This window comes from Rhodopirellula baltica SH 1 (assembly GCF_000196115.1).
In the GTDB taxonomy this organism is placed as follows: domain Bacteria; phylum Planctomycetota; class Planctomycetia; order Pirellulales; family Pirellulaceae; genus Rhodopirellula; species Rhodopirellula baltica.
Window position 1 is genome coordinate 6,333,473 of record NC_005027.1, and the last position, 26,143, is coordinate 6,359,615.

General features: G+C 56.6%; 1 protein-coding gene. It reads left to right on the forward strand.

Annotated elements, in window-relative coordinates:
• Positions 1 to 1,533 precede the first annotated feature (1,533 nt).
• Entirely contained in the window at positions 1,534 to 26,055 is a 24,522-nt protein-coding gene (locus RB_RS24475; protein ID WP_011123429.1) for a Calx-beta domain-containing protein, read from the forward strand.
• Positions 26,056 to 26,143: the final 88 nt, after the last annotated feature.

Below are 26,143 nucleotides of genomic sequence, written 5' to 3' on the forward strand. Positions count from 1 at the left end.
GTTCTTCCTGTCCCAACCCGCCGCGTCAGCAAGGCCACTGCAACATCCTGCGCAGCCTCACTGACGTTTCGGGTTATGACTGGCGGTGGCCGGAATCCCACGCTTGGCCATCGTTCACTTGGCCTCCTCTCGTCCCAACCCGCCGCGTCAGCAAGGTCAATTCACCCGTAGCCGGATTCGCCAGAATTCGGACGTCCAATGTTGCCCAGTATTTCACCCTCCGGATGTTCGGCGAATCCGGCTACGCTCGTTCAGCAGCCCAATCCACCTCAACCCGCCGCGTGAGCAAGGCCACTACATCATCCCGCGTAGCCTCACTAACGTTTCGGGTTATGACTGGCGGTGGCCGGAATCCCACGCTTGGCCATCGTTCAATTGGCCTCCTCTCGTCACAACCCGCCGCGTCAGCAAGGTCAATTCACCCGTAGCCGCATCCGCCAGAATTCGGTCCTCACGCTGCGATCAACGCACCCCGCAAGCAGTATTCGCAATGGCGTGCAATCTCCTATTGCCAACGGGTGGTTGGCAAGGTTTCCGATCGCCGTCCTCCATCGCTGAGACGACTGACCCAACGCCAGGCTTCGTTCGCATACGAGGTCGAACTGCCCTGTCCGGCTGACCCTGCGGTTCACGTGTACTGGCCGGTTTTTCCGGTGGATGCAGCCTGAATGGGGATGGTCAATTGCGTGCTTGGGCGGTCCCCCGGCTATGAAGACAACGTCTTCATAGGAGATAGGCCTGATAGCGGTGCTTGGTATCAAGAAGGTGAGACGCTCGGATCACAATAGAGAACGAAATGTCACTCGTCCGGTTGGGTGGTTTGTTTCCAAGTGTAAGTTCAGTAAATGAACGTCTGTACGCTCGACCGCCGGATTCGTACTCATGGAAAATAAATTTTTCCAGCTTGTTCGGACGCGTTTTGCACAGAAAACGTTTTGTAACGAGGCTTTCCCAATGATTGTGGTCCGGTGCGAGATCGCTCAATGCCGGAACTTTTTTCCAAGGGAGGGGGGGTCTTCGGATTTTAATCGATTGAATGCTTGTTTCCCCCAAAACCCCCAGTTAGGATCTCTCCTCACACTCGAGCTAGTACCCCTTCCATGGGGTGCGCGCAGATCGCTTTTCCCGTGTTTGGAAGGGGGGGCTGGGTTCGGGCGGATTGATTTGAGGCCGCTTTTGGGCGGCGACTATCTTCCTCAGTTGAGAAGACGAAATGGTTGGGTGCATCAAAGCAACCGCGACTCCACGAAATCGCCGCAGGGCGATTGGTGAGGCGAAACAGGGCGATTTTTGTGCGTCACTGATCCTCTTTTCCACGCTCACACGAGGGCGAGTTTGCCAATCACGTTGGCAAGTATTTCGCCCTCCGCACCCTTTGATTGGGACCTGATTCAACGTCCCTGGCTGGCTCCTCTGGGCCATGCCGCACCCGCGACGAACACGTCGCTGAAGCCAATCAAGCCTTGACCAGAAGTTTGTTTCCCCAAGGCCTCATTCCCGAATTCATTTGACTTAGCTTTCTAGAGAATATCCATGTCGATTCGCCCCAGTCATCACAACTTCGCCGGCCGCACTCAAAACACCTCCGCCACTCGCATGCAGAAAATGCGAGAGCGTTTCAATCGCTGGGAGCACAAAGCCAACGAACGCAAGGCGATGTTCATCGAGCGTCAAAAAGCCCGGATCGAGCGTTACCGCGAAGCGTTCAAAGGCAGCTGGATCACCAAGATCGGCTTGGGGCTGGCAGCGATCTGGAACTTCATCACGAACCCACCGTTTTTCGTAAAAATCGAAAAACGCCCCGCCGTCGCCTTCACCGCGATGCTGCCGTTTGGCATCAGCTTCGGTAAAAAAGAAGACAAGAAGCGTCGCGGAAGCAGCAAGCGCAAGAGCACCACCAGAAATCGCCTCAGCCCCGAAATGCTGGAGCAGCGGCAGTTGCTCGCGGTGGACTTTACGAACAGTGTTGCCGTGGCTGAGGACAGTTCGGATACTATCTTGAAAGTCGACGCAACTTCGGGTGCGGTTTCAGTTGCCGTAACGAAAGCGGAGATAACCGCCGTTACAGGATTGTCCGGCGTCGGCTTTACAGATGCCGGGCTTGCTTTCGCGCCGAATGGTGATTTGTACTTTTCAGACAGGGCCAGTCAGTCACTATTGAAGTTTGATGGGACAGCGGTGACAACGGTCGCAGCTCAGGCAGACTTCATCGCAGCGACGGGAGTGTCGCCGTCTGTTGGTGATGTTGGTATTGCCAAAGACGGTACCGTCTATATCACGGATTTCAGCTCTCGCTCAATCCTGTCAATCACCCCTGGGTCGTCGACGCTTGAGGTCTATTCAGCCCAGCCTGCTGGCTCGTCTCACGCTCCTTATTCGATGGTCGCAAGGCCATACGAGGGGACATACTTGGCGACGGATGGCACTGTCAATGGTCAGTCCGATGGCGTTTTTGCGATTGATCGCGATGGCAACCGTACGCTTATTTCAACAGACGCGCTGCTCTCGGACCTGGACGTTTACGGCGCGTTGGCTAGTAACGGCGATTTTATTGTCGGTTCAGACAGCACCAATAACTTGATTCGGGTTACTCCTTCCGGTACGACAACTGTATTTCTAAGCGCAACGCAGCTGAGCACGGCGGGCGTATCTGGTCACAATGTCGAAGGCGGCTTCGCGTTTGATGGAGCGGATAACTTCTATTTTGCAGATGGATTTGAAATCCTGAGGTTTAACAGTGCTGGTAATGGGGTCACATTGGCAAGCAATGCGGCTTTAGCGGCAGCAGCTGGCGTAAGCTTTGTCTCATTGGGAACGCCGTTGGACTACTACGCAGGACTGTCGCCTACCGTAACGGCATCGTCAATCGTTAGTTCAGTTGATGAAAACTCGCCGCAGACAAAGGTCGCTGATCTTATAGTCGCCGCAAACGGTTCAACGTCAACAGTTGTTGCACTTGGGGGCACGGACGCAACTTCCTTTTCGATCGTCAACGGCAATGAATTGCATTTAAACGCGAATGTTGATTTTGAAGCGTTGCTTAGTCAAGGGCGAACCTCTCTGGTCGCATTGATAGGAGTCGACGGTGACGACGTAGATACCTTCCCTGATTTCGTCGAACGAGTTGAAGTGTCAATCGGGGATGTTGCGGAGCAAAATCTTTCAGTCGATCTAAGTGCGATTGCCGTATTTGATGGGCATGTGACGGTACTCAAGTCCCCCGGCACTGGTCCTGGGGGGCTCGATACACTTCGTTTCGTCGATGACAACGACAATGATTTGGTAACGCCACCACCCGTTTTCTCAAATCTGTTATCAGTGAGCGTTATTGGGCGGGCGACAGACAGCGATCTCCTGACCGTCGACATCAATGGTCTGGGTGAATTGCCGATCGTGTACGAAGGCGGTACCGATGGCAATGACGAACTGGAAGTAATCGACAGTGGGTTGACAACCTTCAGCTCAATCACGCACACCTTTGCCAATGAGAACGATGGGAACATAGCAATCTCCGGCGGCCCAACAATTACTTACACCGGACTCGAGCCTGTTACCGACTCGCTGTTAGCTAGCGAGCGAACGTTCACATTCAGCGCCGCCGATGAAAACATCACGTTGAAAAAGTCCGGTGCGGGGCTCGAGATCGATTCCGACGCTGCTGGTGAAGTGACGACCGTGGTATCAACCGTCGGTTTGACCAAGATCGTCATCAATGCCGGTGACGGGATCAACAACACCATCATTGAAGATCTTGCACCAAACTACACCGGCGATCTTGAAATCAACGGCGGCGTTGATGCTGACACTTACACGCTGGCTGGTGGACGAATCACTGGGCTCAATGGTGCTTCGGGAACTGCAGTTCTGGATGGTGAGGTGCTGACAGGATTTGGAGTTGTCGACGCTGACTTCTCCGGCCCCTCGGCGTCGAGCGTGATCACACCGACTGGTACAGGCCTGACTTTCGGAAGTGTTGCAACACCTCGTGATTTTACGACTTTGGGTCAGATGAACGTCGGTTCGTCGTCGGTGACGTTATTGGACTCTGACACTTCTTTCTTGGGCACTTCGACGGTCATTTCCGGTGGCTCGCTTGTTGCAGCCAATGGGGTTCAAATCGCTGGCAGCGAAACAATCGTCGGTAGTGGCAGTGTCACCGGCGATGTTCGTTTGTTTGGCAATTCCCAAATCATGGGAACGCTGACTGTTGTCGGTAATGTCACCGGAGCATCCAGCACCGGGACATCCAGCGTTGTTCCTGGATTCAGCCCGGGCATCATGACTTCAACGGATTTGACTCTCGGAGCGGGCGATATGCTCGACATCGAAATCAATGCTGCTGGCACGGCCGGGACGGACTACGACCAGTACGTCGTTACCAATTCGGTTGACTTAGGTGGGGCAACTTTGGATTTGACAGTGTTGCCCGGCTATAGCCCCGCTGCCAATCAAGTCATTACGATCGTCAACAACCAAGGCGGTGGTGCTGTCACGGGAACGTTCGGAGCAATTTCGGGTGCGGATCTCTACCAGTCCGAAACTCTGGTTCCCGCCGTTGCCGGAGTCACAACGGCGACTTTGGCCGAGGGTGATATTATCGGCTTCAATGACTCGTTCTTTCGATTGAGTTACACCGGTGGAACCGGAAATGACGTCACGCTTTCGTCGGTCTTTGCAAACGTCGAATTCGAGAGCAATACTACTTCACAAGACGAAGAAGAAGTCTCGGCGACTTCCGCAAATGTCCCGACCTTGTTGGTTCAAGGTGACCTGACGGGTCTGCCGGCTTCTGCGAGAACCCTAGGATTCTCGACCTCGCCGATTGCTGGTCCTTCGGCGTCAGTCGGAAGCGATTTCGAGATTGGCACGGAATTGATTCTGCCGGCGATGGATTACAGCGCTGGCACCACTTTCATCTTGGATCGAGTTGATTCCAACGGTGCTAGCACTCCACCTGAAACGGACGGCAGTAGCGTCGCATTCTTAGAACTGCTTGACGACAATCTGATCGAAGGATCAGAAAAGTTTAACATCACCTTGGATCCTGGTACGACGACCGCGCTTCAGCTCGGGCCCGTTGATAGCCCAACCGGTCCGGTGGAGTCGATCACAACGCACGAAATCGTCGATAACGACTTCATCAAATTCGACGTTAACCCATCTGGATCGTTGGTCGGTCCCGATCAGTCATTTGCCGAAGGCACCGCTGCTGGTGACATCGCGATTTCTGTCACGACCAGCAACGACGGCGGAGCTACCTATGGCGTCGGGAATGCCGTCTTGCCGGTTGGGGCATCAATTGAGCTCGACCTGGTTGATGGTGGCACGGTGACCGCCCTGAATCCAGCCGACTATGAATTCACCGGGTCAAATTTCACCATCGGTGCGGGTGCCGTTCCCGCAACGCTCACTGCAGTGGGCGCCGTTAACGCCAAGACTGATTCACTTGTCGAAGGCGACGAGCAATTTCAGGTCAATTTCGCCAATCTTGTTAGCAACAACACCAGTGGTGCCACTAATCCGATCAACAGCCAGGTCGACCTGACCGGCCCAGAAACCATCACAATCACCGATGATGACACTGCAACGGTTCAATTCAACATCGCAAGCAGCAGTGTTGCCGAGACCGGTGGAACGCTGGAAGTTGATCTCAAGCTCAATCTGACGGGCGGTGCGACTGCAACCGGGCAGCCAATCACGATCAACGTGGAAGATTTGTTGACCACCGGTGCTGGCACAGCATTGTTGGGGGCCGCCAATGACTACACGGTTGATTCTGCAACAGTGACCTTCCCCGCAGGTTCGGTTGATGGTGCCATCGTGCCAATCACACTGACAATCAATAATGATTCATTGGTTGAAGGTCCTGAGACCGTTGACTTCAGTTTGGTGGATACTGGCACCAACCTGCCCGCGCTGAGCGGACAAGTGACCGCTGGCACGCAAACAACCCACCAAGTCACCATCACCGACAACGACGATGCGACCTGGTCGATCAGTGGCGACACGGCAGTGAGCGAATTGACCGGATCGAACGTAGCGACTTACACGGTGGCCCTTGGCGGGAACCTTCAAGCAGGCGAGAACGCTTCGGTGACTTTGGAAGTTGACTTCCCAAATGTTGCTCCGAACCTTGATCCTGCGGAGTTGGCTGACGCGATCAACATTGCGATTTCCAATGCACCTCACGCCAGCGGGACGTATAGCGTGGGTGTGGTCACTGCGACGACCGTTGAGTTGATCTACGACCACGATGGTGTTGGCGGTGACGGACCGGTCGACAGCCTTGCGTTTGAGATCACGATTGATGACGCCGACAACTTGGTGGAAGGTCCAGAGGACTACCGCATCACGTTGCAGGCCGCTTCGGCAGCTAGCACGACGGGTGCGAACGTTCTGATCGACGGCACGAACAACAGTGTCAGCACGACGATCGCTGACCAAGACGACGCGACTTGGTCGATCAGTGGCGACACGGCAGTGAGCGAATTGACCGGATCGAACGTAGCGACTTACATGGTGGCCCTTGGCGGTAACCTTCAAGCAGGCGAGAACGCTTCGGTGACTTTGGAAGTTGACTTCCCAAATGTTGCTCCGAACCTTGATCCAGCGGAGTTGGCTGACGCGATCAACATTGCGATTTCCAATGCACCTCACGCCAGCGGGACGTACAGCGTGGGTGTGGTCACTGCGACGACCGTTGAGTTGATCTACGACCACGATGGTGTTGGCGGTGACGGACCGGTCGACAGCCTTGCGTTTGAGATCACGATTGATGACGCCGACAACTTGGTGGAAGGTCCAGAGGACTACCGCATCACGTTGCAGGCCGCTTCGGCAGCTAGCACGACGGGTGCGAACGTTCTGATCGACGGCACGAACGACAGTGTCAGCACGACGATCGCTGACCAAGACGATGCGACCTGGTCGATCAGTGGCGACACGGCAGTGAGCGAATTGACCGGATCGAACGTAGCGACTTACACGGTGGCCCTTGGCGGGAACCTTCAAGCAGGCGAGAACGCTTCGGTGACTTTGGAAGTTGACTTCCCAAATGTTGCTCCGAACCTTGATCCTGCGGAGTTGGCTGACGCGATCAACATTGCGATTTCCAATGCACCTCACGCCAGCGGGACGTATAGCGTGGGTGTGGTCACTGCGACGACCGTTGAGTTGATCTACGACCACGATGGTGTTGGCGGTGACGGACCGGTCGACAGCCTTGCGTTTGAGATCACGATTGATGACGCCGACAACTTGGTGGAAGGTCCAGAGGACTACCGCATCACGTTGCAGGCCGCTTCGGCAGCTAGCACGACGGGTGCGAACGTTCTGATCGATGGCACGAACAATAGTGTCGACACGACGATCGCTGACCAAGACGATGCGACCTGGTCGATCAGTGGCGACACGGCAGTGAGCGAATTGACCGGATCGAACGTAGCGACTTACACGGTGGCCCTTGGCGGGAACCTTCAAGCAGGCGAGAACGCTTCGGTGACTTTGGAAGTTGACTTCCCAAATGTTGCTCCGAACCTTGATCCAGCGGAGTTGGCTGACGCGATCAACATTGCGATTTCCAATGCACCTCACGCCAGCGGGACGTACAGCGTGGGTGTGGTCACTGCGACGACCGTTGAGTTGATCTACGACCACGATGGTGTTGGCGGTGACGGACCGGTCGACAGCCTTGCGTTTGAGATCACGATTGATGACGCCGACAACTTGGTGGAAGGTCCAGAGGACTACCGCATCACGTTGCAGGCCGCTTCGGCAGCTAGCACGACGGGTGCGAACGTTCTGATCGACGGCACGAACAACAGTGTCAGCACGACGATCGCTGACCAAGACGATGCGACCTGGTCGATCACTGGTGAAGCCGGCGTTGAAGAAGATCCAACAGGCAACAACGTAGCCACCTACGTGTTGGCTTTGGGTGGGACGCTTCAGGCCGGTGAGAACGCGGCTGTGGAGCTGGAAGTCACTTTCCCAGCCGGCGGAACGAGCATGGACGCGGCAGACTTGCTCGACGCAATCAGCATAGCCCTTTCCGGCACCGCTCCGACCAGTGGCATGTTTACCCCGACGGTCACCAGTCCCACCACCGTGCTCATTGAGTACACCCATGGTGGCACTGATGGCACCGTCGATTCGTTGTCGTTCGATATCACAATCGACGATGACAACTTGGTGGAAGGTCCAGAAGACTACACGGTCAGCCTGAATGCGGTTCCGACGGCGAACTCTCCCGCGGTCATGCCCAGCAGCACCGGTGCCAGCGTTCTGATCGATGGCACGAACAATAGTGTCGACACGACGATCACCGACAATGATGTGGCCACCTGGTCGATCACTGGTGATACGACAGTCATTGAGGGTGTGGGGGCTGTGTATCAATTAAAGCTCGATGGCACATTCCAAGCAGGTGAGTCGGTGTCCGTTGATATCTCCCGCGGTGGCCTGGGTACCGGGCCGAGTATGGATCCCGCTGAGAGCTTTGGTGGAGGTGATCTCAACGGTTTTGCTGCCGACCTAAATACTGCAATTGCTGCCTACAACAATCCTCTAGCAGGCAATAGCGGCACGTATGCATTGCTTTCCGGATCGCGGCTGGAATACACCCATGGCATGACCGACGGGACGGCCAATGATTTTGCTATCACGATCAACACAAACGATGACAGCCTCGTCGAAGGCCCCGAGGATTTCCGAGTTCTGATTGACCCACCAGTCGGAAGCACGACCGGCATCCCTCTCTCCAATATCATCATCGGCACTCCTGATGCTGTAGTCACCACGATTACCGATAATGATCCGGCAACGTGGTCGCTCACAGACAACAACACCGTTGCCAATCAGGTCAACGAGACACCCACACCGGGGCCAGGTGCGACCAACGCGATGTACAACCTGGCACTGGCTGGGACTTTCCAAGCGGGAGAAGTCGCTGCGGTTCAGTTGGAAGTGACCTTTCCCAATGCGTTGCCAAGCAATAATCCCGCTGAGGCCTCTGATTTCACCAATTCGCTGCTGATGGACGTGAACAACTCGATCACGGCGGCCGGGCTTGGTGCCAATTACACCGCTGTGGCCAGTGGCACCGGCGTAGCGATCACGTACACCGACACGAATCCCGGCACCGGAGGCAACAACACAGGCGGCACCGCCGCGACACTGCCATTGTTATTGTCGATTCTCGATGACATGGCTTCAGAAGGTCCCGAGGACTTCACCCTAACCATCACGCCGATCGCGCCGAGTACCAGTGGTGCAACGGTTGCGGTGGACACGGTCACTCCAGCCGACACGGTAACGACGACGATCGTCGACGATGATTCGACCAACTGGCAGTTGTTGCAGACCGGACCGACTACAATCGATGAGGCTGATTCGGCGATGTACTCGCTGGGTCTGACCGGTGCTGCGGTCAGCGCTGGCGAGACAGCGACGATTGACATTGTTCGTACGCTCAACTCCCCAATGACGGCCGCCGACTTTACGGAGACATTGGGTGAGGCAATTCAAGAAGCTGTCGACGCTTACAATGCGGCGGGCGGTGGCGGCCCCCTTGCAAGATCACCTGGCGACGATAATTCGTTCACATACTCGATGGGAACCGTCACCTTCACCGGTGACGGATTGGCTAACACGCCGACGCTTGCGATCGACCTGACGACGTTCGATGATACGAACGCAAGTCAACCGGGGCACTTGGCCAATTTGGTTGAACCCACAGAGTCCTTCAGCATCGACATCAGCAATCCAGGCGGATCGATTGTTCCCGCGATCGGAATTACAGGTGCCGCGACGCAAGCGACCACGGTGACTGACGATGACTCGTCTGAAATCACAATCGAAGCAATCCAGCAGGCGTCGGAGGATCCGGTTGGGTCAGGGACCGACGGAATCTTCAGAGTTTCGATGTCCAACCCGAGCCAGAATAGTGTCTCGGTCAACTTCACTGACCAAGTTGTTCCACAGACAGCTCAGCCCGGCCAAGATTACCAAGCCATCCTTGGCTCGGCGGTATTGTTCACTGGCAATTCGACGCTTCCAAAGCTGATCAGTGTCGATACGATTGACGACTCGTTGGTCGAAGGCGATGAGTCCGTCATTGTGAAATTGACGGAATTCACTTTCCCAGGGATGGTTGACCCGGATATCACGATTGCTGCAACGGGTGGTACCCCCACCGCACCGACCGGCGACACTGCTGCGTTGACGATCACCGACAACGACTTAGCTGAAGTTGAATTCACTGCGGCAACACAGAGCACAGACGAAGCAACTGCCCTCGACATCACTGTTGAGTTGAATATGGTGGGTACATCTACCGCTTTAGGCACCGCAGTCACTGTCGATGTATCTGATCTACTGACGGGAAGTGCGATTGATCCCGCAGATTACAGCCTGAGTGCGACCAGTGTCACATTCAACGTTGGTTCCGTCGACGGTGATACGCAGATTGTCACACTGACACCTGTTGATGACAGCTTGGTCGAGGGTGACGAAACGGTCGACCTTGAGTTGCAAAACCTGACCACATTGAGTGGCCAAGTTTCGCTGGGTACGACAGCCGATCAGACGGTCACCATCACCGACAATGAGTTGGCTGAGTGGAATCTAGTTCAAAGTGGATCGCCTGTGACCGAAGGTGGCACGGTGGATTACACGTTCTCGCTGACCGGTAGCGGCAGCGGTGGGGCACCTTACTTGTTCCAAGCCGGAGAAGATGCATCGGTCGACGTGCAAGTCGACGAACTGACGACTGATTACGGAGTCGACTACGCCGACGCAGTGACTGCAATTCAAAATGCAGTGACCGCTTGGAATGCAGCCAACCCAACCTCGGGTTTCCTCACAGCAACGTTCGCCGGTGGAGCAGCTCCAGTTGTGCTGACCTACCTTGCCGGTAGCAACGGTGACGGAACGGGTGCCGACACAGCAATGACCAACCCGTTGGTTGTCAGCGTGGTCGCTACGGATGATTCGCTGATTGAAGGCACCGAGAATGTCGAAATCACGATCGACAATCCTGGTAGTTCGACTGGCGCTGACGTGCGTCTGTTGGGTGATGATGGCACGGGAACAGCTGTTGCCGACATCACGGTCAATACCGAGATCGTTGACAACGACTTGGCGGAGTGGAACTTGGTTCAAAGTGGCTCACCCGTGACCGAAGGTGGCACGGTGGATTACACGTTCTCGCTGACCGGTAGCGGCAGCGGTGGGGCACCTTACCTGTTCCAATCAGGTGAAGATGCCTCGGTTGAAGTTCAGGTCGACGAATTGACGACTGATTACGGAGTCGACTACGCCGACGCAGTGACAGCGATTCAGAGTGCCGTGACAGCTTGGAACACTGCCAACCCGGCTTCAGGTTTCTTGACTGCAACTTTTGCGGGTGGAACTGCCCCTGTTGTCCTGACGTACCTTGCCGGTAGCAATGGGGATGGAACGGGTGCGGACACGGCACTGACGAATCCATTGGTCGTCAGCGTGGTAGCTACCGATGACTCGTTGGTTGAGGGCACTGAGAACGTCGAGATCACGATTGACAATCCTGGCAGCTCGACGGGTGCCGACGTGCGTCTGTTGGGTGACGATGGCACCGGAACGGCTGTTGCCGACATCACCGTCAATACCGAGATCACGGATAATGAAAAAGCTGAGTGGGGGCTTATTCAAAGCCCTGACGACACCATTGATGAAGGCGATACGCAGACATACACGTTCTCGTTGAGCGCAAGCGGCAGCGGTGGAGCACCCTACTTGTTCCAGGCCGGCGAGAAGGCAACTGTCGAGGTCCAGCTTGATCCACTCGATACCAGCATTGGAGACGACTATCCGAGTCCCGTCACTGCGATCATGAACGCAGTCAGCGACTGGAATACGAACAATGGTCCGGGCGCCGGATTGTTGGAGGCGACTTTTGCGGGTGGAACGGCCCCGGTCGTGCTGACCTATACCGCTGGCGACAACGGTGATGGAACAGGCAATCCGACTGCCATGACTAACTTGAATGTCGAGATTATTGCCACCGATGACTCACTTGTTGAAGGTTCTGAGGATCTGAACCTTTTCATCGAAAACCCCGGCAATGCTGGAACTGGCGGCGACATCCAGTTGCTCGGTGGTGTCAGTCTGATCGACAAGACTACCACAATCGTTGACAACGACTTGGCGGAGTGGAACTTGGTTCAAAGTGGCTCACCCGTGACCGAAGGTGGCACGGTGGATTACACGTTCTCGCTGACCGGTAGCGGCAGCGGTGGGGCACCTTACCTGTTCCAATCAGGTGAAGATGCCTCGGTTGAAGTTCAGGTCGACGAATTGACGACTGATTACGGAGTCGACTACGCCGACGCAGTGACAGCGATTCAGAGTGCCGTGACAGCTTGGAACACTGCCAACCCGGCTTCAGGTTTCTTGACTGCAACTTTTGCGGGTGGAACTGCCCCTGTTGTCCTGACGTACCTTGCCGGTAGCAATGGGGATGGAACGGGTGCGGACACGGCACTGACGAATCCATTGGTCGTCAGCGTGGTAGCTACCGATGACTCGTTGGTTGAGGGCACTGAGAACGTCGAGATCACGATTGACAATCCTGGCAGCTCGACGGGTGCCGACGTGCGTCTGTTGGGTGACGATGGCACCGGAACGGCTGTTGCCGACATCACGGTCAATACCGAGATCATTGACAACGACTTGGCGGAGTGGAACTTGGTTCAAAGTGGCTCACCCGTGACCGAAGGTGGCACGGTGGATTACACGTTCTCGCTGACCGGTAGCGGCAGCGGTGGGGCACCTTACTTGTTCCAAGCCGGAGAAGATGCATCGGTCGACGTGCAAGTCGACGAACTGACGACTGATTACGGAGTCGACTACGCCGACGCAGTGACTGCAATTCAAAATGCAGTGACCGCTTGGAATGCAGCCAACCCAACCTCGGGTTTCCTCACAGCAACGTTCGCCGGTGGAGCAGCTCCAGTTGTGCTGACCTACCTTGCCGGTAGCAACGGTGACGGAACGGGTGCCGACACAGCAATGACCAACCCGTTGGTTGTCAGCGTGGTCGCTACGGATGATTCGCTGATTGAAGGCACCGAGAATGTCGAAATCACGATCGACAATCCTGGTAGTTCGACTGGCGCTGACGTGCGTCTGTTGGGTGATGATGGCACGGGAACAGCTGTTGCCGACATCACGGTCAATACCGAGATCGTTGACAACGACTTGGCGGAGTGGAACTTGGTTCAAAGTGGCTCACCCGTGACCGAAGGTGGCACGGTGGATTACACGTTCTCGCTGACCGGTAGCGGCAGCGGTGGGGCACCTTACCTGTTCCAATCAGGTGAAGATGCCTCGGTTGAAGTTCAGGTCGACGAATTGACGACTGATTACGGAGTCGACTACGCCGACGCAGTGACAGCGATTCAGAGTGCCGTGACAGCTTGGAACACTGCCAACCCAACCTCGGGTTTCCTCACAGCAACGTTCGCCGGTGGAGCAGCTCCAGTTGTGCTGACCTACCTTGCCGGTAGCAACGGTGACGGAACGGGTGCCGACACAGCAATGACCAACCCGTTGGTTGTCAGCGTGGTCGCTACGGATGATTCGCTGATTGAAGGCACCGAGAATGTCGAAATCACGATCGACAATCCTGGTAGTTCGACTGGCGCTGACGTGCGTCTGTTGGGTGATGATGGCACGGGAACAGCTGTTGCCGACATCACGGTCAATACCGAGATCGTTGACAACGACTTGGCGGAGTGGAACTTGGTTCAAAGTGGCTCACCCGTGACCGAAGGTGGCACGGTGGATTACACGTTCTCGCTGACCGGTAGCGGCAGCGGTGGGGCACCTTACCTGTTCCAATCAGGTGAAGATGCCTCGGTTGAAGTTCAGGTCGACGAATTGACGACTGATTACGGAGTCGACTACGCCGACGCAGTGACAGCGATTCAGAGTGCCGTGACAGCTTGGAACACTGCCAACCCGGCTTCAGGTTTCTTGACTGCAACTTTTGCGGGTGGAACTGCCCCTGTTGTCCTGACGTACCTTGCCGGTAGCAATGGGGATGGAACGGGTGCGGACACGGCACTGACGAATCCATTGGTCGTCAGCGTGGTAGCTACCGATGACTCGTTGGTTGAGGGCACTGAGAACGTCGAGATCACGATTGACAATCCTGGCAGCTCGACGGGTGCCGACGTGCGTCTGTTGGGTGACGATGGCACCGGAACGGCTGTTGCCGACATCACGGTCAATACCGAGATCATTGACAACGACTTGGCGGAGTGGAACTTGGTTCAAAGTGGCTCACCCGTGACCGAAGGTGGCACGGTGGATTACACGTTCTCGCTGACCGGTAGCGGCAGCGGTGGGGCACCTTACCTGTTCCAATCAGGTGAAGATGCCTCGGTTGAAGTTCAGGTCGACGAATTGACGACTGATTACGGAGTCGACTACGCCGACGCAGTGACAGCAATTCAGAGTGCCGTGACAGCTTGGAACACTGCCAACCCGGCTTCAGGTTTCTTGACTGCAACTTTTGCGGGTGGAACTGCCCCTGTTGTCCTGACGTACCTTGCCGGTAGCAATGGGGATGGAACGGGTGCGGACACGGCACTGACGAATCCATTGGTCGTCAGCGTGGTAGCTACCGATGACTCGTTGGTTGAGGGCACTGAGAACGTCGAGATCACGATTGACAATCCTGGCAGCTCGACGGGTGCCGACGTGCGTCTGTTGGGTGACGATGGCACCGGAACGGCTGTTGCCGACATCACCGTCAATACCGAGATCGTTGACAACGATACCGCGACCTTCACTATCGATGACGTCTCGGTGACTGAGGGAGGGAATCTGGTCTTCACTGTGACACTCGATGAGGCCATCGACATTGATGTCGCCATCGACGTTTCGTTTGCGGGTGTGACCGCGACCGACGGCACGGATTACGACGCGACGACTCAGACTGTCACGTTCTTTGCTGTTGACGGCGCGACGACGAAGACCGTCACTGTCACCACAGTGGACGAGACATTGGTCGAAAGTGACGAAACGTTCACATCATCGCTTGCGGTCAGTCCAACCACTCCAGTGGGGACTCGCGATATCGTCACCTCGGATACAAGCACAGGTACGATTTTGAATGACGATGTCGTCAGCTTTGAGATCGCAGATGTGACGGTCAACGAAGGGGACCCAGCGGTTCCGCCGCCGACCGTCGCGACGTTCACGATCACTCGCGACCTGGACGCCGACAAGAACGTGAGTGTCGTGGTCTCGACCGCAGACGGAACGGCTACGGTCGCTGACAATGATTACACCGCCAAGACCGAGACCGTCGTGTTCGCTCCCGGTCAGATGTCCAAAACATTCACCGTCGACATCACGCGTGACCTCAACGTCGAGCTGGACGAAACCTTCTTGGTGAATTTGACGGATGCGGCTTACGACGGGAATGTGGGTGCTCCTCAAGTGAGTCTCACTCCGGCAGGTGCTCCTCCAGCGATTGGCGTAGACACCGATGCAACGGCAATCGGAACGATCAACAACGACGATGCGTTGATTGAATTCGATCAACCGGGCATCACGATCGGTTCGCTCAGCAATGAAGATGGAACCACCGGCAGTGGGCCCGTCCTGATCGTGACCGGTGACATCACGGGAACGTCGGTCGCTTCGCGAACGGTGACCTTCAGTATCACGGGTGGAACGGCCACTTTGGGAATCGACTACAACTTCACTGGTAGCATCGTGATTCCGGAAGGTGATTACAGCGGTAGCAACGGTGAATTCGACCTGACGCTCTACGACATGAACGGCGATCTGGTCGCGACCAGCGGTCTGCCTCCAGTCTTGGAAATCCTCAACGACAACATTTTGGAAGGACCTGAAACACTCAATATCGGTGGTCTCGGCTTGGGAACCACATTCCAAGGTGGCGACGTCAACCAGAACAGCTTCAATCAGTTCAACGCGGCGCACACGATTGCGGATGACGAAAGTGCCGTGATTCAAATTGTTGATACTACCGTTCTGGAGAGTGCAGCTCCCGGTACCGAAAACGTACCGGTCACACTAACAATCAACGGAACGGGCTCCGGCCCTGTCATGATCGCCCCCGGCGTGATGATCATTGCTGCCGTTGACGACAAGGGCGATGGCACCGCAACCAGCGGTGACGATTACGACACCTTCGTGGCTCAGAATGTCGTGTTTACCGCGGCAGACAGTCCACTTACAACCAACGTCGTCACCAAAAATGTGACGTTGAATACCAAAGCGGACACGATCGTCGAAGCCGATGAAACGGTGAACTTAGAGATCCTTCCGACCGGAATCACGACGATTCCTGGATCACTGAATGTGACAGCCGCCGGTGGCACGGTGACGATCGAGGATGATGACGCAGCGGCAGTTTCGTTGAACGTCGCATCGGTCACTGTGAATGAAGATTTGGGAACAGTTGATGTTGTCGTCTCACTATCGGGTGACGTTCAAGACGGCTTCGATGTTGCCTACAGCTTTACCGATGGAAACGCAGTCGGTGGCACGGATTACGACAACACCGCCGGGACGTTGACTTTCGCCGGAACGAACGGTGAAACCCAGACGATCACGATTCCAGTCACGGTTGACGCGATTGTGGAAGGCGACGAAACGTTTATCGTCAACTTGGGTGCGATCACACCGGTGTCGGCGCCGGTCGCTTCGATCACAGCCAGTGGTTCCACCGAAGTAACGATTGTCAACGATGACGACGCTGTGTTGACGGTAACCAGCACCACGGTCAACGAAGACCTCGGCACCGTGGACGTGACGGTCACCTTGGATCAGGCCGTCCAAGGCGGATTCACCGTGGACTACTTGCTGCCAGTTGGTACGGCGGATTCCGCCGACTACACGACCACCGGCGGGACGTTGACATTCGTCGGCAGTGCCAACGAAACGCAAACGATCACGATTCCAATTGCGATTGACGCAATCGTGGAAGCGGATGAGGTGTTCAGTGTGACACTCAGCAACGTCGTTCCTGGCGATGCCCTGGTGGATGCCAATGACATCGACGCGACCAGTACTGGCACGGTAACGATCGTCAACGACGATCAAGCTGTGTTGACGGTTACTAGCACGACGGTCAACGAAGACCTCGGGACGGTCGACGTCACCGTCACCCTTGATAAGGCTGTTCAAAGTGGGTTCATGGTCGACTACTCGTTGCCTACTGGCACCGCGGATGCGACGGACTACACAACCACCGGCGGCACGCTGACATTCGTTGGTGGTGCAAACGAGACTCAAACGATCACCATTCCGATCACTGTCGATTCGACCGTTGAACCGGACGAGAATTTCAGCGTGACGCTCAGCAACGTTGTTCCATCGGATGCAGGCGTGGACGCAGCTGATATTGATGCGACCAACACCGGAACGGTGACGATTGTCAACGACGATGCGGCCACACTTAGCATCGACGACGTGGTTGAGTTGGAAACCAATAGTGGCACGACGACGGCGACCTTCACAGTCCTCTTGAGTGCTCCTGCCAGCGACCCCGTTAGCGTCGATTACACCACCCGCGATGGCTCGGCCACCACGGGCGACAATGACTATGTCCTCAACAGCGGCACGCTCAACTTTGCCGCGGGTGTCACGACTCAGACGATCACCGTCGTGATCAACGGTGATTCGCAAGTGGAACTTGATGAAAACTTCTTCATCGACCTTAGTAACGAGCTCTACAATGGAGTCTCGGATACGACTCGTTTGACGATTGCCGATGCCGAAGGCGAAGGCACGATCACAAACGACGACTTGACCGTCGTCACGATCAACGACCAAGCCGTTTTGGAAACCAATGCCGGTACGACCACTGCGACCTTCACGGTCACGCTGAGCGAACCGGCCAGCGAGGAAATCACGGTGGCTTACACGACGACCGACGGCACGGCTACGACGGCGGATGGTGACTATGTCAGCAACGCTGGCACGTTGACCTTCGCTCCAGGTGTGACCAGCCAACCGGTGGTTGTCACAATCAACGGCGATGTGCAGGTCGAACTCGACGAATTGTTCACCGTTGACTTGAGCGATCCACAGTTTAACGGTGCGACCGACCCTTCCCGTGTCATCATTGTTGACGGTCAGGGTGAAGGCACGATTACCAATGACGATTCAGCAGAGTTCACTGTTAGCAGTGAAACGGGTGTCGAAGACGGCGGACCGATGACGTTCACTGTGACGCTGTCCAATCCGGTTGATGTGGAAACCAAGGTGGATGTTTCAACAGTTGACGGCACCGCTTTGATCAGCGATTCGGATTACGGTGCGGTCACGTCGCAAACACTGACGTTCGCGGCCGGGGCAACCACGGCAACGTTCACGGTCACACCGACCGCGGACAATCAAGTCGAACTGGATGAGACGTTCGGAATCCTGTTGGACAACGTGGTGGATGGGGGTCGTGCGGTCACCGCCAGCAGCACCAACGGAATCGGTACGATCACCGACGATGATGCGGCCGAGTTCACCGTCAGCAGTGAAACGGGTGCCGAAGACGGCGGACCGGTCACCTTCACCGTGACACTGTCCAACGCCGTTGACGTTGCCACCAGTGTCGACGTTTCGACCAATGATGGATCGGCAACGCTGGCCGACGGGGACTATACCCAGGTTTCGGGCCTGACACTGAACTTTGCTGCGGGTGTGACCACGCAAACGTTCACCGTCACCCCGACCGCGGACAGCACCGTCGAGCTCGACGAAACGTTTACCGTCAGCTTGTCCGGTCTTGTCGATGGCGGACGCGCGGTAACCGCAAGTGCCACTGCAGGCACGGGCACGATCACCAATGACGACAGTGCTGAGTTCACGGTTGGAAATGCATCGGGTGCCGAAAACGGCGGACCGTTGACCTTCACCGTGACCCTGTCCGACGCGGTCGATGTGGCCACCAGCGTCGAAGTTTCGACCGCAGACGGGACGGCCACCTTGCTCGACAGCGACTACGGTCAAGTTTCCGGCTTGGTGTTGAACTTCGCAGCGGGTGTCACAACCCAAACGTTCCAAGTTACCCCAACGCCTGATAGCACGGTGGAACCTGATGAAAACTTCACGGTCAGTTTGGCCAACGTGGTTGACGGCGGACGTTCGGTCACGGCAAGTGCCGCAACTGGCACCGGCACGATCACCAACGATGACTCGGCCAATGTGACGATCACGTCAACGGTGGATGGCAACGAAGCAGGACCGGTCAACGGCATTTTCAATGCCACCATGTCGGCTCCGAGTTCCACTGCGACCACCGTGAGCTTCTTGATCGATGCGTCGGGCATTCCCGCTCTGACCGCAACAAACGGTGTGGACTACACCATCGGATCGCTGGTCATCCCCGCTGGACAGACGACCGGCCAATTGGTGGTCACCGTTCTGCCGGACTCGATCGTCGAGTATTCCGAAGCCGTCAAGATCGCGCTGGTAAGCACCGACAACAGCAACATCACCGCATCGGGCAACGCGTCGCTGAATATCGTCGACAATGACTCGGCAGTGGTTCGCATCGTCCGACTGCAGGATGGCAACGAGCAAGGACCGATCAACGGCCTGTTCGAGGTTCAGTTGGTCCACCCGGTGACCGGAGTCTTGGTCACCGCCTCGACCGATGTGGTGGTCAGTTACGACGTCACTGGCACCGCAGATGAGAGCGGATTGGCGCCTGACTTCAACTCAACCAGTGGTATCCTGACGATCAGTGCTGGTCAGTCGAAGAAGCAAATCACGATTGCGACGATTGATGATTCGTTGGTCGAAGGCACCGAGAACGTGGTCATCAAGTTGACTTCGCTCGGAACTCCAGTCGATCCTGAAATTTCGATTGCTCCCAACGTCGGAACGCCTGCTGTTCCTGGCAACACTGCGACGCTCGACATCCTCGACAACGATGGTGGAGCGATGATTAGCTTCTTCACGCCGACCGTCACGGTGGATGAAGCCGCTGGTACGGCGACAATCACATTGCAGATCAGTGCACCGGTGGCTGGACCGTTCAGCGTGGCTTACACGCTGGCCGACGGCACCGCCAACTTGGGCAGCGACTACACCAACGTCGGCGTCTCGGGCACGGCAACGTTCGCAGGCGGATCGGCAACAGAAACCGTCGACATCGTCATTCCGATCACCGACGACCTGGTTGTGGAAGGTAGCGAAACGTTCACTCTGGCGCTCGGTGCGATCACGGGGGCACCGGCAACGGTCACCGCCGCGGCCACGCCTGCGATGGTGACGATCACTGACAACGACGGTCCCGCAACGGTGACCGTTGGCGATGTGACCGTCAACGAAGACGACGGCACCGCGACGGTCACCGTGACAGTGGACAAGGCCGTTCAAGGCAGCTTCAAGGTGGCCTACAGCACCAGCGATGGCACCGCGACGATCGCCGACAACGACTACACGGCGGCATCGGGCGAACTGACCTTCGTCGGTGGCACCGCCTTGGAAACCCAAACGTTCACAATTCCGATCATCAACAACGACGTGGTCGAAGGCGATGACGTGATCAATGTGACGCTGGGTGCTGTGACCGCGGTCACTCCAACGGCTCCGGTCGCCAGCATCACCAGCGGCGACACGGCGGAAGTCACGATCACCAATGATGACATCGATTTGGACCTGACTCCGGCGACGATTGCACAACCGGAGGGCAACAGTGGGACGACGAGTTACACTTTCACGGTTACCCGAACCGGGTTGGACACTGGTACGTCAACGGCCGACTGGGCGGTGACGCTCACCGGTGCTGATCCGGCGGAGGCCGGAGACATCAGCAGTTCGCTGACCGGCAGTGTCACCTTCGCGCCGACCGTCAATACCGCCACGATCACAGTGGATGTTGTTGGCGACTTGGATCTGGAAGGCGACGAAGAGTTCACCGTCACTCTCAGTAACGCGAGTGACACTGGACTGGGTGCCGACGCCGATACGATTCAGATCAACAATGGTGTGGCTGTTGGAACGATCACAAACGATGACGGAGCGACCGTTTCGGTCGCTGACGTCAGTGTGGACGAAGGCGGCACCGCGACGGTGACCTTGACCCTTGACCAACCGGTCGCAGGCGGCATCACGGTCAACTACACCACCGCAGGTGGTTCAGCGACTGTTGTGGACGACTTCGCTGACGCGTCTGGCTCGGTGACATTCTCTGGCTTGACCGCGGGTGAAACTCAGACGTTCACGATCGCCACGGTCGTCGATGGAGTCGTCGAAGGGGACGAGACGATTGACGTGACGTTGGACAGTGTCACCGGCACACTTGCCGGTGGAGTCACGCTCGGTTCACCCGCTGTTGTGACGATCACCGACAACGACGTGGACTTCACGCTCAGTTCGGCCAGCCCGGCCAGCCAGCCGGAAGGCAACGTGGTCGGTGACATGACCGAATTCGAATTCACGATCACCCGAAGTGGTTTGACCGCTGGGTCGTCCACCTTGGATTACGTGATTTCTGGGGACGTGGACGGCAGCGACTTCGAGAGCGGCCAATTCCCAATGGGAACCGTGGTGTTCGCCGACGGTCAGACGACAGCAACCATCACAGTGCGGCTCGCCGAAGACACCACCGTTGAACCGGATGAAGACTTTGTCTTCACACTTTCAAACCCGACTTACGCACCGCCGAGTGGCGGTGGGACGGCTGCGGATGCGTTGAACCTGGTCAACAATGTTCAAACGGCCACGATCGTCAATGACGACACGACCAGCTTGACGGTCAGCGATCCTGTCATTCGCGAAACTTCTTCGGGCACAACTGTCGCCGAAGTGGTGGTGACCTTGGTCAATGATGTTCAAGGTGCATTCACCGTGGACTACGCAACGGTTGATGGCACGGCGGTAGACACCAGCGACTACGTCGCCGATTCCGGCACCTTGAATTTTGCCGGCACAGCGGGCGAAGCCAAAACGATTTCGATCACTGTCAACGGCGACAGCGACGTCGAATTGGACGAAGCCTTCAAAGTCGTGCTGAGCAATCTGAATGCACCAGGTCTGGGGGTTGTCACGACAACTCCGGGCTTCGATTTCTCGATTGTTGGTGACACGTTCACCGATTCGCCGACCACGCCTCCGGCCGCTGGCAACTTACAGGTTCCGGTGGTTACTGATGTTGCAGCAGATTTGACGGGTGCGTTGCTCGGTACCGGAGCTACCCTGACGGGAATGCCCACTTTCAGCGAACCTAGTTTGGCAGGACTCGACCATGCTGGTGGATTGTTTAATCAAGGCTTCAATGCTATGGGCATCGCCGAAGGCGTCATTCTGGCCAACCGTGTCGCTGGTGCAGCGGTCGGACCAAACAGTTCGGGATCCACTTCATCGGGGGCAGGTGGAACACCTGCCGATACCAAGCTGGAATTTGATATCAATTGGGCCGGCGGTGACTTGAGTCTTGATTTCGTCTTCGCGACGGAAGAGCAGACCGCCGCGGTTCCGGCGCAAAACGACGACTTGTTCCAAATTTTCATTGATGGCGTGAAGGAGTATGAGTTGTCAGCGTTGGACGCCAGCGTTTCCAACGTCACCCCATCTGGTAGTCATTTGATGGAGTATGACCGGTTCACGAACGTCATCACGTTCACAAAACCGGGCTTGTCTGCGGCCCCTCATCAAATTCGTTTGGTGATCGTTCCCGGCACAGCATCGGATCCGACTGCCAACGATTCGGCGGTCTTCTTGCGAGCCGGTAGCCTGGGATCACCGGCCGCCGCACCAACGGCCGCACCGTTTGTGGTCACCAACACTTCCACCGGCGGCGTCGATATCACCGGCGTCACACTGGACCTCAGCACGTTGGCGACGGCACACGATTTCGATATCGACGGCACCACCGGCGGTACGATCAGCTTGCCGTTCTCCGCGCTGGGAACCAGCGGGACAGATACCGGACTTGCCGCTCCGATGATTGCGGATGGCGACAACTCATTGACGCTCTCGTTCACCGACTTTGACAGTGGCGAAGTGTTTAGCTTCCAAGTCGACGTCGATGCAATGGGCGTTGACGGTATCGTCTCCGCCAGTGATCTGATCGGTGCCACGTTGCTGGTGAACTTCAGCGATAGCACGAACAGCGGCCCGATCTCGATTGTGGCCGGCACGGGGCCGAACTCTGCGGTCGCCAGCTACACCGGCTCGCCGACCACGGGTGCCTCGCCAATCGACATCACTGACGAAGGCAACGTCACGATCGAGAATGACGACATTGATCTTGAATTGTTGGCCACCACCACGCCGACCCAAGCCGAAGGTGACTCGCCTGCGACGACCCTGTACACCTTCGAGGTCACTCGCGATGGATTCATCACGGGATCGACCGAAGACACGACGGTGGATTGGACTTTGTCCGGTGACATCGACGCGGCCGACATCGTCGGTTCGATGACAGGAACATTGACCTTCGGGCCCGGTTCGTTGAGCGAAACCATCACCGTGGAAGTGATTGGTGACGGAATGGTCGAAACCGATGAGAGTTTCACCGTCACGTTGTCCAACCCGGCCAACGTCGATGCGGATGCTCCCAACGATGGAACCGTTGACCTGGTCAACGACACTGCTTCGGCAACGGTCACCAACGATGACTCGGCTTCGATCGCAATCAGCAACCCCATCGAAGACGAAGAAAATGGCACGATCACCTTCGACGTCAGTCTGGTGGGCTCGATCGCGGGTGATGTGACGGTCGATTTGTCGACTGCTGACGGGACCGCAATCACTTCGGGACTCTCGGTCAACGGGGAACTCGATTACACGCCTGTCTCCGGTGCTCAAGTGACGCTGAACAACACCTCCGGCCCGCAAACCGTCACCGTCAACATTGACAATGACAGCGTGGTGGAAGGCGATGAGACGTTCACCTTGGGGATTGACAGCATCAGCACGACGATCGCGCCGATGGCGTCGATCGGCTCGGCGGCAACGGGAACCGGAACGATCACCAACACGGACACAACCGTGCTGTCGGTGACGGCACCGGCGGCATCTTCGACTCCAAGTGAGACGGGGACGACTGGGTTCGGCGAAACGGGTGTCTTCCGGTTCGAGTTGACCAACAAGTCGTCCGAGGACACCACGTTCACGTACTTGATCGATAGCGGCAGCACTGCCACATCGGGCAGCGATTACACCGCCTTGTCGGGAACGGCAACGATTGACGCGGGTGACACGTTCGTTGAAGTGACCGTCGATGTGCTGAATGATGCGGTCATCGAACCAAACGAAACGGTGACGGTGGACCTCACCGGAAGCACGGTGACGGTCAACCCGAACTCGTCGAACGTGACGGTGACCCCTCAGACCGCGACAGTCACGATTCAAAGTGACGACTTCGGTTACATCGTGGTTCGCCAAGCCGACGTGACGAACGGTTCAGAAGATGGGCCGACACCTGGTCAGTTTGTCATCTCGCTCAACTCGTTGCCGGATGGCACGGGTGTCCCACTGACAAGTACCACAGCGATCACGGTCCAGATTCAGACCGGTGGAACAGCGACGGTCGCCAACGGCGATCGCGGCACGATCGCTGGAACGGCCACCATCGCAATTGGTTCGCCCACCGAAGACGTCTCGTTCACGGTGATCGATGACGCCCTCGCGGAAGGGACCGAGACCGTGACGTTGACCGCGACCGGATTGGTCGTGACACCGCCAGGATTCGCACTGGGCACCGCCCTCTCGGCGACTTCCAACGTGTTCGACAACGATTCGGCACCAACGATTGCCGCTCAAGCGTTCACGATTCCTGAGAACAGCCCTGCGGGTGCGGTGCCGGGTCTGGGACCCGTGGTTGCAGCGGACGCTGACTTGCCAGGCGACACGTTGACGTTCAGTGTCACGGGTGGCACGGGGGCTTCGGTCTTCGCGGTCGATCCAGCCACGGGAGCGGTGACAGTCACCAACCCCGCTGCCTTGGACTTCGAAACGACCACCAGCTTCACGTTGGACATCACGGTCACCGACAGCGGTGGAAACACCGGCACCGGCACCGTCACGATCAACCTGACAGATGTGGTCGAAGGCGCGATCACGGTCGGTGGCTTGATAGTGAACTCGGTCGCTGATGCGGGTGCTAGTATCACTGGTTGGACGCCGATCTTCCGCGACTTTGTCGACGGTGGTTTCAACGATGGGCCATCAATGGGTGTGTCCGCCGATGGGATTGCCGAGGGCTATCGAATCACCGGTGGTGAATCACTGCCTTGGGTGAACTTGAATCAAATCAAGGTTCAGTTCAGTGCGAATGTCGGTGCGTCGCTTGATGCCAATGACTTCGTGTTGAGCGGCATGAATGGTTTCGATTCGAATTTCGCAGCGGGCGTCGTTCCAATGATCGTCGGACCGGTTGCTTTCGATACGAGTACCAACATTGCGACCCTGCAACTCGACCAGGGAATGGGACCCAACCAGTTCACGCTGACCGTACTGGCAGCTGACATCGACGATGGCTCCGGCGGCTCGCTTGCTGGTGGCGATCAGTCATTCCAGTTCCTTGTGTTGCCAGGTGACTCAGTCGATGTTCGTGCTACCAATCCAGGCGGAAACGTCTTGATCGTCAACAACAACGACGCTGGCTTTGTGGTCTCCAAACAAAGCGGGTTCCTGTTTGATGGGCCGGGCAATAACGCCACGGATACAGGGTATTTCGATTACGATATTCGGGCTGACTTGGACGGCAATGGTCAGGTTCAAGGCCCCGACGGCACGATTGTGCGGAACCGACAGGCCTCATTCGTCTTTTTGCCGGCACCTTCACCCGCGATGTCAGCTGTCCTTGCGGATGATTCATCGACCAGCAGTGAGACAGCTGCTGACGAGGTTTTCTCGCCAATGGGCACCGTTGAGTCCAAGATTTCCAGCTTTGGCACATCGGATTCTGTCTCCGAAACAGCCGATGAAATTATGGAGCTATTGGTTGATGAAGAGGGTGGCAGTGACTACTCTACCGGGGTAGATGCGGTGTTTGAAGAACTTGCACTCGAGCTGACTGAATAAGCAGATTGAGCTGACCTTACCGTCCCAGGCTGGGTGTTCTGGCCTGGGCATCTTTCCATTCGATTGAAACCTCTTTCTTTACTTTGCG

What these genes read in the sequence shown, in the direction of transcription:
- RB_RS24475 (WP_011123429.1), top strand. Translation starts at nt 1,534, where the DNA reads ATGTCGATTCGCCCCAGTCATCACAACTTCGCCGGCCGCACTCAAAAC.